Consider the following 12,151-nt stretch of genomic DNA (forward strand, 5'->3'; position numbering starts at 1 on the left):
CCGGGCATTTTTTTGTCATAAAAAAAGCCCGATGCTTTCACATCGGGCTAATCCAGATAATCAATGAATATCGTTTTAGTTACCTAAATAACATTCATGTGAATTATGGATAAATAATCTTAAAGGCATATAACGACGCAAAGACTACCTGAACTGGCGACTCATTAAAAATTTTTATTTGTTATGGTATAACCTTAATTATTCACCAAACAAATGATCATTACCGTGGTTTAATTCAGTTTAGATTTAACTCAATTCGTAACAATTATATTTTATTACTCTTCTGCGGAGTGTTTTAGCATGAGACCACTTTCTTATTTGGAAAGTTCAACAGGTAATTAAATAAAAATAACCGCAAAGGAATACCAAAATGCAAAGAAAAGTACTGGCTCTGATGATTCCGGCTCTGTTAATGGCTGGCGCAGCACATGCGGCAGAAATTTATAATAAAGATGGCAACAAATTAGACCTGTACGGAAAAGTAGACGGCCTGCACTACTTCTCTGATGACGCCTCTAAAGATGGCGACCAAACCTACATGCGTCTGGGTTTGAAGGGTGAGACGCAGATCAATGACATGATGACCGGCTACGCCCAGTGGGAGTACAACATTCAGGCTAATAACACTGAAGGGTCTGATAACCAGTCCTGGACGCGTCTGGCCTTCGCCGGTGTAAAAGTGGGTGACTACGGCTCGTTCGATTATGGCCGTAACTATGGCGTGCTGTACGACGTGGAAGGCTGGACCGATATGCTCCCTGAATTCGGCGGCGACTCTTACACCAATGCGGATAACTTTATGACTGGCCGTGCGAACGGCGTCGCAACCTATCGTAACACCGACTTCTACGGTCTGGTGCCGGGTCTGAACTTTGCGCTGCAGTATCAGGGCAACAATGAAGATGCCAGCAACAACCAGGAAGGCACCAATAATGGCCGCGACACGCGTCATGAGAACGGTGACGGCTTCGGTATTTCGACCACCTACGACCTTGGCATGGGCATCAGCGCCGGTGCTGCGTACACCTCTTCTGACCGTACCAACGACCAGGTGACGAATACCACTGCGGGCGGTGATAAAGCAGATGCCTGGACGGCAGGCCTGAAATATGACGCCAATAATATCTATCTGGCGGCGATGTATTCTGAAACCCGCAACATGACCCCGTATGGTGATAATACCGACGCCGTGGCGAACAAAACCCAGAACTTTGAAGTGACCGCGCAGTACCAGTTCGATTTCGGTCTGCGTCCGGCCATTTCTTATTTGCAGTCTAAAGGTAAAGACCTGGCCAACGGTCAGGGCGATCAGGACCTGGTTAAATATGCGGATGTCGGCGCTACCTACTATTTCAACAAGAACATGTCCACCTACGTTGATTACAAAATCAACCTGCTGGATGAAGATGATAACTTCTACAAAGACAACGGCATCAGCACCGATGATGTCGTCGCGTTAGGGCTGGTTTACCAGTTCTGATGATCAGAGCCCGCGAAATGCGGGCTTTTTTTTGAATGCCATCACAAATGGTAGCTTCAGAAAGGTTTTGGTTGAGGCTAAGTTGAGAGAAAGCAGGTTAGACTGCGCAGATAGCCCTTTCTTCATTAAGGACAACTGCGTTGTTTGCTCGTCTATCCTTAACCGTACTGACTCTTTTAGCCTGTTTGTGGATGGCGTTGATTTTTGATTTCCGCGATATTGTCGGACATCTCGGTGCGTTGTTGACCCGACTGGAAGGCGGTTAATCCTGCCCATGCAGTAATTAGCTTTTATGGGTCTCTCTTTTGCGAAACGAGAGATAACCAAACACCCCACTTTCGCCGTCCTTCGGATGGTTGACGCCGTCCATTACCGTCACTTCGGGGAAATCAAACGGCGAGACATTTTCAATACAGGACACATTCACGCCGTATTCATTAGGGTTAGAGCGACGCTGATGGAATGTATATATTCCGCAGACTGAGCAAAAGAAATGCCGCGCCGTCCCGGTGTGAAAACGGTACTCCGTCAGCTTGTCCTCGCCTTTGGTTACAGTAATTCCCGATAACGGAGCAGAAACCGCGACTGCGCCCCGCATACGACAAAAAGAGCAGCTGCAGCGCCGCGCGGTGTTAAAGCCATCAGAGAGTTCGACCGTAAAGGCTACCGCGCCACAATGGCACTGCGCATGACGTACTTCAGCCATCGTTATACCCCTTTTCTCACCAGCTGGGCGGCTTTAACGAAAACCTCATCTTCGACACCATCGCCTTTCTGCCTGCCCAGCCTGACCAGTTCATCCACTATGCTGTCGCGATCGATCGGTCTCTGTGCGGAAACCAGTCCAATAACAGCGGCGCCGATCGCCAGCCCCACTAATCCTGTTTGTTCGTCTTTGTTCTTCATCTTCATGCTCCTGATACAACAAACAAGCGTAGCAGGATTTTAAAAACGCGGCGTCAGACCATATTTGGGCGTTTTGATATTTGCCGCCCAAATCTTGATATCATTTTGCAGGAGTAGCGTGAAATCGGATTTTAGATAGGTCACCAGGCTATTGACGCTGTTCGCATCCACCACGGAGAAATGGTCTATTCTGTTCTGTCCAACCTGAACACAGCGATATTTTGCGGCCAGCACTTTGCCATTCACATTAAGCTGCTGGTTATTATCATCGCAACGGCCTTCAGTGATGTACGACACTACCAGATTTGCGGATTTACGCTCAGGCTGGAATATACTCACCATGACAGGAAAACCGTCCGAGGTCTGCGTCATGTCATAGAGAACGGCATTTTTTATATACCAGGTATTATATTCCCGCTCCTGAAACGCTGACCAGCCAGGCGCAGAGAAAAACATCAGTGCTGCCAGTGCAATAGATTTTCTATTCATGGGATGCTGTCGTCCGTGTTGTTGCACGTATTATTCAGATTGTGCAAAAAACAGCAACCCACCAGGAATTGGCCTACTACTTTTGGCAGTAGGCCCGTTTCACGTTATTCAGATGCGTTCTCACCCGTCGCCGTCAGCCCGACACGCTGACCATATGAGAGCTCTAAGGTATTTCCGTCAGGATCGGCAAAGAATACGTAATACCCGACGGGATCACCCAGATCCTCCGGTGCTTTACGTAATACCCCTTCCTCAGTGGCCATCGCCGTTTTTCTGTCAATTTCTTCACGCGTAGCGCAGGCAATCCCAAGGTGGCCAAAATTCCCCAGCGGCGTATCGGTCACGTTGTCTGCCTGCACCAGAACCAGCGCAAAAGGACGGGTGTGGTCAGTCAACCATGCCACTTTTCGGGCATCAGGAAGACCGGATTCACGCGAATGAATAACGTCCATCCCGGCGTATCGGCGATAGAACGTGATGCTTTTTTCCAGGTCCCTGACCATAAACGCAACATGCGTGAAGCCTACATCGATGTCTTTCATTTTAAGTTGTTACTCCTGTATCAACATGTCGAAGACATCTTAAAAGCTCAAGTTAACTTGAGGTCAACGGGAATGTGTGCGGTCCTGACAACGCTCAATAAGGGGTAAAAGGAGAGAAATAATACAGCGCCATCATGGCTGAGAGACTCACCACAACACTGATCCAAAACCAGGTTTTGAACGGCTGCTTTTGCGTTTTATGGCGAAAGAGTTGTTGACCCAAAATCGCGCCAGGCCACCCTCCCACAACACCGTACAGGAGTAACGTAGTTTCCGGCACCCTGCGCATCCCTTTCCGTGCTGCCGTTTTATCGGCGCCATAAATGGCCATTGTCAGCACATTGATCAGCAGGAACCACACGGCAAAGGAAGACGAGGAGAAAAAGCTGCCGATCGCAGCGACAAGCAGGAGCAAAAAACAAAAACGATTGAGCGTCATAGGAACGGCCACTGAACTGTCAGGCGGATTGAGAAAGGCATTATACGCCAGCGACAGGCAACCGCGAAAAAACGTCCCTGCGAGAAAAAGGACTCGCAGGGAAAGCGTTTACGGCGTGACGATATTAAACCAGAAATCAAATTTATCCATATACCCGAGCATCGCGTCGAGTTTCGCACCATCACCTGAAATCTTCACATCGCCGTTCTCCTCAGCCTGCTTGAGTGTCACCTCTTGCAGAATGATTTTGTTCAGCGTATCTCGATTAAGGGTCACAGTGGCATCGGCGTCTTTCGCCTCGGCGTTAGCCGTGTGGTTGAGTACCCCATTTTCAAGCTCAAGCTTATATTTACCGCCGTCGCTACCCAGATCGATATTAAACACCGATTTGGCATCACCGGCTTTCTGGCCGTTGATATGTACAGCCAGGTAATCGAAGAACATCTCTGGCGTCATAGCACGCACGGTATCCGGGCTGGCGGTATTTGGCGTTGGTCCCTTCACTACGCCGTTACGCAGCTCCTGCGCGCCTGTCAGGTAGAAGTTACGCCATGGCCCCGATTCAGCCTGGTAACCGAGCTGCTCCAGCGCATCCGCTTCAAGGTTACGCGCGGCCTGGTTATTCGGGTCAGCAAAAACGACTTTACTCACGACCTGTGCAACCCAACGGTAGTTCCCCTGGTCAAAGTCGGTTTTCGCTTTACTTAAAATGGCATCCGCACCACCCATATACTCGACGAATTTCTTCGCGCCTTCTTCAGGCGGCAGTTCATCCAGGGTCGCCGGATTGCCATCGAACCAGCCAAGATAAAGTACATAGGTGGCTTTCACATCATGACTGACCGAGCCGTAGTAACCGCGGTTAGCCCACGTGTGTGCCAGTGAATCCGGCAGCTTGAAGTTTGCGGCTATTTCATCCCGCGTCAGCCCCTCGTTGGCCATGCGAAGTGTCTGGTCGTTGATGTAACGATAGAGGTCACGTTGACTTTTCAGCAGTTTGACCACGTTTTCGTTGCCCCAGGTCGGCCAGTGGTGCTGTGCCATAATAATTTCAGCTTTATCACCCCAGCGCACAATTGCCTGGTTGATGTATTTCGACCACGGCAACGGTTCACGTATTTTCGCGCCGCGGAGCGAATAGGTGTTGTGCAAGGTATGAGTGACATCCTCAGCTGACTCGATGAGTTTCTTCTCTTCGATATACCAGAGCATTTCCGAGGGTGCTTCAGAACCGGGCGCGAGCATAAAATCATAGGTCAGCCCATCGATGACCTCTTTCTGACCATCTTTCTCAATGATATTCGTCGGCGCAATCAGCGTGACCGTGCCCGCAGAAGTCGTAGTCCCAAGCCCTGCCCCTACCTGTCCTTTGGCGTCTGGCTTCAGCAGGTTGCCGTACATGTAGCTGGCACGGCGGCTCATGACATTACCCGCCATGATGTTTTCCGCAACGGCGGCTTCCATAAACCCCGAAGGCGCATAAACTTTGACCTTGCCGGCTTTCACATCCGCTTCATCAACCACCCCTCGCACGCCGCCGTAGTGGTCAACATGGCTGTGGGTATAAATGACGGCAACGACCGGTTTCTTGCCGCGATTTTTAAAGTAAAGATCCATACCGACTTTTGCTGTTTCTGCCGAAACAAGCGGATCGACCACGGTAATACCTTCTTTCCCTTCAATAATGGTCATATTTGACAGGTCAAGATTTCGAATCTGATAAACGCCTTCAGTGACTTCAAATAGACCACTAATATTGATCAGCTGAGATTGACGCCATAAACTCGGGTTAACCGTATCAGGAGCTTTATCACCTTCTTTAATAAAAGAATATTGTTGCGGATTCCAGATGGTATTTCCTTGCTCCCCCTTGATAATCTCCTGAGGAAGTGGAGCAATGAATCCTTTATGGGCATTAGTGAAATCGGTGTTGTCAGAGAAAGGAAGTTGATTATACAAGGCATTGTTAGTTTGTTGCGTCGGTGCCGTAGCGTCTTTCGGTGCCTCAACAGCTCTGAGGGGAAGGCTGATTGAGCCGAGAATGCCCGCTAAAGCAAGGCTTCTTACTATCATGTTGAATTTCATCAAAACCTCTCGATGTTCTGCTAAATCACAGGTAGGGATGTATTAATAAGAGCTTAATGAAAGGAAACATGAATAAATATAATGGGTGTTTGATAATCAGCAAGCGGAGTGCTGGAAATTAACGCACTGTATTTACTCTGAAATGAACCAGATAAAACTGTCAATACCGTAAATAACTCGCAAAGGACTGTTAATAATTTATAACAACTCGAAAAAAATGAGCGGAAGCCTGAATATCCACATTTCATATATGGTTTTAATCATCAGGCTCCACCCTCACCTCAAATTCAATCTTTTGGCTTCCACATAATCACTGAATCTTGCTTCAAGTCGTTTTGTGGGTCCCTGTCGAGAACGCCTACGCCAGCATCCCTTTTCTTCTTGTCGGGTTAATTCTGACATCGCATTTCCTAAGCATATTGAATTCGTCGCAGTAATCCGTACCATACGCGGCATGCCTGTGCCTGCTGGCTATGATCTGCCAGCGCTAACCCGTCTTTCATTGTCAGTCAGAGGGGCTTGAAAACGCGCAAAGGGTTTACGAAATTTACGGAGCAGGATAGTGGAAATGAGCCAGAATCAGATCGTCATGCCGAATACACGACTGCCGATTTGGAAAGAGGTTTGCCCCTATGGTGCCCCTGACGCCTCCCGAGACAAATAAAAATGCAAGAAATTCAATCGAATACTAAGAAAGAGCAATACAACCTGAACAAACTGCAAAAGCGTCTGCGCCGTAACGTGGGCGAAGCCATTGCAGACTTCAACATGATTGAAGAAGGCGACCGTATCATGGTTTGCCTGTCAGGCGGTAAAGACAGCTACACCATGCTGGAGATCCTGCGCAATCTTCAGCAAAGCGCGCCGGTTAATTTTTCGCTGGTAGCGGTCAACCTTGACCAGAAACAGCCGGGCTTTCCGGAACACATTCTGCCGGAATACCTGGAAAACCTGGGCGTTGAGTACAAGATCGTCGAAGAAAATACCTACGGCATTGTGAAAGAGAAGATCCCGGAAGGGAAAACGACCTGCTCGCTTTGCTCCCGTCTGCGCCGTGGCATTCTCTATCGTGCCGCGACGGAACTGGGTGCGACCAAAATTGCGCTGGGCCATCACCGCGATGATATCCTGCAAACGCTGTTCCTGAATATGTTCTACGGTGGCAAGATGAAAGGTATGCCGCCTAAGCTGATGAGCGATGACGGCAAGCACATTGTGATCCGCCCTCTTGCCTACTGCCGCGAAAAAGACATTGAGCGCTTTTCACAGGCGAAAGGGTTCCCGATCATTCCATGTAACCTGTGCGGCTCTCAGCCAAACCTGCAGCGTCAGGTGATTGGCGACATGCTGCGCGACTGGGACAAACGTTACCCGGGTCGCATCGAAACCATGTTCAGCGCGATGCAAAACGTGGTCCCTTCACACCTCGCTGACGTTGAGCTCTTCGACTTCAAAGGCATCAATCATGATTCAGAGGTGGTGAATGGCGGTGACCTGGCATTTGACCGGGAAGAGATCCCCATGCAGCCTGCGGGCTGGCAGCCGGAAGACGATGATAACCAACTGGACGAACTGCGTCTGAACGTGCTGGAAGTGAAGTAATCGGTTAGCGTCTCAGAAAGGACTTCTGAGACGCTTTATGCCTTATTTCAGTAGACGTACGCGGCAGGTTTTACCTTTAATCTTGCCATTTTGCAGCTGCTTCCATGCCTTATGGGCAACTCCCTGACGCACGGCCACATAAACATGCGCCGGATGAACCGCAATCTTACCGATATCCGCCCCTTCCAGGCCGATATCGCCGGTTAATGCCCCTAACACATCACCCGGACGCATCTTGGCTTTTTTGCCGCCATCAATACACAGCGTCGCCATTTCGGCCTCCAGCGGCACGAGTTTAACGCTGCCCGGTGCATTCACCCAGTTCAGCGTGATCTGCAGCATTTCAGCGAGAATATTGGCGCGCTGCGCCTCTTCCGGCGCACAGAAGCTGATGGCAAGACCGCTGTTTCCTGCACGTGCGGTACGGCCAATACGGTGGACGTGGACTTCGGGATCCCATGCCAGCTCAAAGTTCACTACCAGCTCAAGGGATTTGATATCCAGACCGCGCGCCGCCACGTCGGTCGCCACCAGTACACGGGCGCTACCGTTGGCGAAACGCACCAGGGTCTGATCGCGATCGCGCTGTTCCAGATCGCCATGCAAAGATAAGGCGCTCTGCCCCGCCGCATTCAGCGCATCACACACCGCCTGACAGTCTTTTTTAGTATTACAAAACACCACGCACGACGCAGGCTGATGCTGGCTCAGCAATTTCTGCAGGAGCGGGATTTTTCCCTGCTGTGAGGTTTCAAAGAACTGCTGTTCGATGGCCGGGAGCGCGTCGACGCTGTCTATCTCGATAGTGAGCGGATTTTTCTGCACGCGACCGCTGATTGCGGCGATGGCTTCAGGCCAGGTCGCAGAGAATAGCAACGTCTGGCGATCGTCCGGCGCGAAGCGGATCACTTCATCAATGGCATCACTGAAGCCCATATCCAGCATTCTGTCCGCCTCATCCATCACCAGCGTGCTTAATGCATCCAGCGAAACGGTGCCTTTTTGCAGGTGATCAAGCAGGCGGCCAGGCGTCGCGACAATAATGTGTGGCGCATGCTGGAGCGAATCACGCTGTGCGCCGAACGGCTGTCCACCACAGAGCGTCAGGATCTTGGTATTGGGCATAAAGCGCGCCAGGCGACGCAGTTCACCCGCGACCTGGTCTGCCAGCTCGCGGGTCGGGCACAATATCAGCGACTGAGTCTGGAACAGCGACGCGTCAATATGCTGAAGCAGACCAAGACCGAATGCGGCCGTTTTCCCACTGCCGGTTTTCGCCTGCACGCGTACGTCGCGGCCCTCAAGGATAGCGGGCAGCGCGGCCGCCTGAACAGGCGTCATCGTGAGATATCCCAACTCGTTGAGGTTGTCGAGTTGGGCGGCAGGCAGAACATTCAGGGTAGAAAAAGCGGTCACAGTAGTCTCTCGTGGTGATCTTTACGGTCAGATGGCGCGTATCCTCGCAGATCTCAGGGTTCGATGCGACAATTTAATCGGTTCTTCATCCGGCGGCGGATCGGGCATCGGCTGCGGACGCGGTATGGGATCGGGCATCGGCACAGGATCGGTGGGAACAGGGTCGGACTGACGCAATTGTTTCACGAGCAGAGCGAGTAAAATGCTCATCTTTCCCTCCAGGCTTGGTTGTCGTCCCTTTTAGGGTAGACGCTGAGAAACAGGAGGCAAAAAAAAGCCGACTATTAAAGTCGGCGTCGTACGAATCAATTGTGCTATGCAGTAATTCAAAAAAAGGAAGTAAGACAATATGGAGCGCAACGCCCATCGCTTGACGTTGCATTCACCTGCGGGAGTAATATTGCACCTTGCCGGGCTGATGTTTATTGACTTCGCTCAATTAAAAGAGCGTTTTAATCTCTGCAAAAGGGCAAAAAAACGTAAATTTACAGCCATTTACTACGATGCAACCACCATGCAACACCACCAATCAAAACAACTAACATGACGCAAAACGCGGTGAAGCCGTAATGGTAAGCACCACCGGGGATCCCCCCCAGATTGACGCCAAACAGCCCTGTCAGGAAGGTACTGGGTAAGAAGACCATCGCCATCAGAGACATCGTATAGGTTCTTCTCGCCAGCGACTCCTGCATCACCTGAGCAATTTCATCCGCCATAACCGCCGTTCGCGCGATACAGGAGTCGATCTCATCAAGTCCCCTGCCGAGTCTGTCCGCTATGTCCTGCATTCTGCGGCGCTGATCGTCATTCATCCAGTTGAGTCTTTCGCTGGCCAGACGGGCGTACACATCCCGCTGCGGTGTCATATAGCGACGCATCACGATCAATTGCTTACGCAATAACGCCAGAAAGCCGCGCGGCGGGATCTGTTGATCGAGCAGGTTATCTTCCAGGTCGATGATTTTATCGTGCAGCTCTTCAATAAACTCGCTCGCATGATCGGTCAGGGCGTCACAGACGTCCACCAGCCAGCTTCCGCAGTCGACCGGTCCGGTTCCCTCTTTGAGATCGTTCACAATGTCGTCCAGCGCCAGGACCTTCCGCTGGCGGGTGGACACAATCAGCCCGTCGTCCATATAGACGCGCATCGCCACCAGTTGATCGGGACGTTCATCCGTACTGCCATTTATGCAGCGCAGGGTGATAAGCGTTCCGTCACCCATTCTGCTCACACGTGGGCGCAGGCTTTCTCCTGCCAGGGCGTCGCGCACGTTGTTGGGCAACAACGGGGTCGTGGCCAGCCAGTCAGCACTTTCCGGATGGGTATAGTTGAGATGTAGCCAGCAGGGATGCTCTTTATCTATGACATCATTATCTTCCAGCGGCCTGGCACCGCCGCGACCGTCCAGCACCCACGCAAAAACTGCGTCAGGAACGTTAAGTTCTGATCCTTTAATGCTCTCCACTGCGCCTCCCCCCTGTTTAGCTCTTTCGATGTCAGTCTAGCTTCCGTCGGGGGTTAAGCAACAACTATGTCTCGCATGGCGCTGAAATCGCTCAGGAATTGTACATACTGTGTTTCAGGAGAAGAAAAGCCTGGCATGCCAGGCTTTGAAGTGATGTCAGAGCGAGTGCTCGGGCCGCTGGAGGAAAGGTGCAGGGCCGGTCAACGATGACGGCGAGTGTCCCTGCTCAAGCCTGAAATTGCGTGTCCGCGTTTGCAGTTCAATCACCTGATTACGCAGGACATCAGAGGAACCATTGAGTTCCTCCGCCATCGCGACGTTACTTTGCGTGACCCGCTCCAGTTCAGACAGCGCCAGGGTGATCTGGTAAATGCCTTTCTCCTGCTCAGCGGTCGAGGTAGAAATCTCATCCATCAACCGGCTGACATTGCCGGAACCGGTCACGATTTCATGCATATTCTTTTCCGCTTCCGACACGACGCTGGCACCCTGGGTAACATTACTGCTGGTGACGTCAATCAGCGTCTTGATGTTTTTCGCGGCCTCCGCACTGCGGTGTGCCAGGTTTCTCACCTCTTCCGCGACGACGGAGAACCCTTTGCCGTGATCGCCCGCCCGCGCCGCCTCAACCGCCGCGTTAAGTGCCAGGATATTTGTCTGGAATGCAATCCCGTCGATTAGGGAGATAATTTCCGTCATCTGCTGCGCGCACTCGGTTATGGATTGCATATTGCTGGCAACCTGCTCCATCAGCTCTCCTCCCTTACGCGCCTGCAATGTCGCGACGTTTGCCTGCTCGCTCGCCAGACGGGTGTTATCGGCATTGTTTCGGGTGCTTGCCGCCATCTGCTCCATACTGGCAGCGGTTTGCACCAGAGAGGCAGACTGCTGCTCGGTTTTCACCGAGAGCTGAGCGCTACGGGCAGAGAGTTGATCCGACAAGGTCATGGCGTTTTGAGATGACGCCCTGATCTCACGCACCAGCGTCGCAATGTTACTGGAAAGACTATTAATTCCGGGGATTAATCGTCCCGCGCAGTTATTGCCAAACTCAGGGATTGAGACACCAAGATTACCTGCGGTCACTTCTTCAATACTTTTTTTCACAGTATTGATCGGCGTCACAAGAAACTTCGTCATATAACTCCAGAGCAAAAACAGCGCAACGAAATTAACCAGATTAATCGAAATGAATAGAGAGAAATTGCTGGAAAATAGAGCAACGATACCTGCATTTACCAAAAAAAGGCATAACAGGAACCAGGCAATGAAGGTCCTGACACTAATATTTCTTAGCATGATTTTACCCACAACTTATATTTTGGTCGGCATTAAGACTTATAGCATTCACTTTTACGTTTGTCCTCACCTAACGCGCTGGTTTCTCGTTTCGCCGTTACGCACCCGATATTTAGCTTAAGTCAGGTAAAAAAAGCGTATTAGTAAAAATGTGCTGCGCCGAATGCTGTGATACTGGTTCACAACCACGTTAAGCGATACCATCACCTGCGACGAGACGATTCGTTCGTCCACGTATTTAAGGCGCTTTGCTAGTGATAGTGGTCTATGTTTAGCAATGCTTAATAAGTTAAAAACGAGAATATATTTTATATTCCCGGTGAGTATAGAGTTGTTATATGACTGGTCATTTTTCACGATAAATAACTAATATGGTTTGAATGCGCATTTTCGTTGCCCGATAAAAATGTGCCGGCAGGCGAAA

13 protein-coding genes and 1 pseudogene are annotated in these 12,151 nt (G+C 50.6%); 4 read left to right on the top strand and 10 right to left on the bottom strand.

All coding sequences use genetic code 11. The features are described 5' to 3' along the window. The first annotated feature begins 370 nt into the window (after window positions 1–370). Together ompC and AAER43_RS12460 are read left to right on the top strand one after the other, a co-directional pair. Window positions 371–1,480: a porin OmpC gene (ompC, locus tag AAER43_RS12455; RefSeq protein WP_057057669.1), complete on the top strand. Its 1,110-nt coding sequence runs from the start codon at window positions 371–373 to the stop codon at window positions 1,478–1,480. Between the two features lie 140 nt (window positions 1,481–1,620). Further along, entirely contained in the window at window positions 1,621–1,746 is a 126-nt protein-coding gene (locus AAER43_RS12460; protein WP_255199877.1) for a hypothetical protein, read from the top strand. A gap of 17 nt (window positions 1,747–1,763) precedes the next feature. Here the strand turns inward: AAER43_RS12460 and AAER43_RS12465 are convergent, their stop codons facing one another. The 6 genes from AAER43_RS12465 to AAER43_RS12490 form a co-directional block, all read right to left on the bottom strand. Beyond that, window positions 1,764–2,186: a GFA family protein gene (locus tag AAER43_RS12465; protein WP_014883974.1), complete on the bottom strand. Its 423-nt coding sequence runs from the start codon at window positions 2,184–2,186 to the stop codon at window positions 1,764–1,766. A gap of 2 nt (window positions 2,187–2,188) precedes the next feature. Then, window positions 2,189–2,386, bottom strand: a complete 198-nt coding sequence (locus tag AAER43_RS12470; protein WP_014883975.1) for a hypothetical protein — start codon at window positions 2,384–2,386, stop codon at window positions 2,189–2,191. A 39-nt stretch (window positions 2,387–2,425) separates the two neighbouring features. Then, window positions 2,426–2,875, bottom strand: a complete 450-nt coding sequence (locus tag AAER43_RS12475) for a hypothetical protein (RefSeq protein WP_050861985.1) — start codon at window positions 2,873–2,875, stop codon at window positions 2,426–2,428. Window positions 2,876–2,979: 104 nt separating this feature from the next. After that, window positions 2,980–3,417 (bottom strand): VOC family protein, encoded by a 438-nt coding sequence (locus tag AAER43_RS12480; RefSeq protein WP_050861984.1) that lies wholly within the window; start codon window positions 3,415–3,417, stop codon window positions 2,980–2,982. 94 nt (window positions 3,418–3,511) lie between these two features. Continuing rightward, window positions 3,512–3,856 carry a DUF1294 domain-containing protein gene (locus AAER43_RS12485; protein WP_047027052.1) on the bottom strand — a complete coding sequence of 115 codons (345 nt, stop codon included), beginning with the start codon at window positions 3,854–3,856 and terminating at the stop codon, window positions 3,512–3,514. Between the two features lie 108 nt (window positions 3,857–3,964). Then, on the bottom strand, window positions 3,965–5,941 hold the full coding sequence (locus AAER43_RS12490; RefSeq protein ID WP_047027053.1) for an alkyl sulfatase dimerization domain-containing protein: 1,977 nt from the start codon (window positions 5,939–5,941) through the stop codon (window positions 3,965–3,967). Window positions 5,942–6,364: 423 nt separating this feature from the next. Between AAER43_RS12490 and AAER43_RS12495 the strand changes: the two are divergent. Both AAER43_RS12495 and ttcA read left to right on the top strand, forming a co-directional pair. Next, window positions 6,365–6,605, top strand: a pseudogene (locus AAER43_RS12495) (site-specific integrase); the annotation flags it as partial. Window positions 6,606–6,607: 2 nt separating this feature from the next. Continuing rightward, the gene (ttcA, locus tag AAER43_RS12500; RefSeq protein WP_050861983.1) at window positions 6,608–7,543 is read left to right on the top strand and encodes a tRNA 2-thiocytidine(32) synthetase TtcA; all 936 of its coding nucleotides are present in this window, start codon (window positions 6,608–6,610) and stop codon (window positions 7,541–7,543) included. Between the two features lie 42 nt (window positions 7,544–7,585). On the opposite strand, the gene dbpA is transcribed toward ttcA, so the two are convergent. The 4 genes from dbpA to AAER43_RS12520 form a co-directional block, all read right to left on the bottom strand. Beyond that, the gene (gene dbpA / locus AAER43_RS12505; RefSeq protein ID WP_047344361.1) at window positions 7,586–8,959 is read right to left on the bottom strand and encodes an ATP-dependent RNA helicase DbpA; all 1,374 of its coding nucleotides are present in this window, start codon (window positions 8,957–8,959) and stop codon (window positions 7,586–7,588) included. A 27-nt stretch (window positions 8,960–8,986) separates the two neighbouring features. Continuing rightward, window positions 8,987–9,169, bottom strand: coding sequence for a hypothetical protein (locus tag AAER43_RS12510; protein WP_071978113.1), 183 nt, complete (start codon window positions 9,167–9,169; stop codon window positions 8,987–8,989). 275 nt (window positions 9,170–9,444) lie between these two features. Next, window positions 9,445–10,428: a zinc transporter ZntB gene (zntB, locus tag AAER43_RS12515; RefSeq protein WP_014884034.1), complete on the bottom strand. Its 984-nt coding sequence runs from the start codon at window positions 10,426–10,428 to the stop codon at window positions 9,445–9,447. A gap of 156 nt (window positions 10,429–10,584) precedes the next feature. Further along, on the bottom strand, window positions 10,585–11,727 hold the full coding sequence (locus AAER43_RS12520) for a methyl-accepting chemotaxis protein (protein ID WP_023338360.1): 1,143 nt from the start codon (window positions 11,725–11,727) through the stop codon (window positions 10,585–10,587). Window positions 11,728–12,151 lie beyond the last annotated feature (424 nt).

It is taken from the genome of Enterobacter sp. FUJ80071 (assembly GCF_038739915.1).
Lineage (GTDB): Bacteria > Pseudomonadota > Gammaproteobacteria > Enterobacterales > Enterobacteriaceae > Enterobacter > Enterobacter kobei.

Coding starts and splice junctions, on each gene's coding strand:
- ompC (WP_057057669.1), top strand. CDS start 371: ATGCAAAGAAAAGTACTGGCTCTGATGATTCCGGCTCTGTTAATGGCT.
- AAER43_RS12465 (WP_014883974.1), bottom strand. CDS start 2,186: ATGGCTGAAGTACGTCATGCGCAGTGCCATTGTGGCGCGGTAGCCTTT.
- AAER43_RS12470 (WP_014883975.1), bottom strand. CDS start 2,386: ATGAAGAACAAAGACGAACAAACAGGATTAGTGGGGCTGGCGATCGGC.
- AAER43_RS12475 (WP_050861985.1), bottom strand. CDS start 2,875: ATGAATAGAAAATCTATTGCACTGGCAGCACTGATGTTTTTCTCTGCG.
- AAER43_RS12480 (WP_050861984.1), bottom strand. CDS start 3,417: ATGAAAGACATCGATGTAGGCTTCACGCATGTTGCGTTTATGGTCAGG.
- AAER43_RS12485 (WP_047027052.1), bottom strand. CDS start 3,856: ATGACGCTCAATCGTTTTTGTTTTTTGCTCCTGCTTGTCGCTGCGATC.
- AAER43_RS12490 (WP_047027053.1), bottom strand. CDS start 5,941: ATGAAATTCAACATGATAGTAAGAAGCCTTGCTTTAGCGGGCATTCTC.
- ttcA (WP_050861983.1), top strand. CDS start 6,608: ATGCAAGAAATTCAATCGAATACTAAGAAAGAGCAATACAACCTGAAC.
- AAER43_RS12510 (WP_071978113.1), bottom strand. CDS start 9,169: ATGAGCATTTTACTCGCTCTGCTCGTGAAACAATTGCGTCAGTCCGAC.
- AAER43_RS12520 (WP_023338360.1), bottom strand. CDS start 11,727: ATGCTAAGAAATATTAGTGTCAGGACCTTCATTGCCTGGTTCCTGTTA.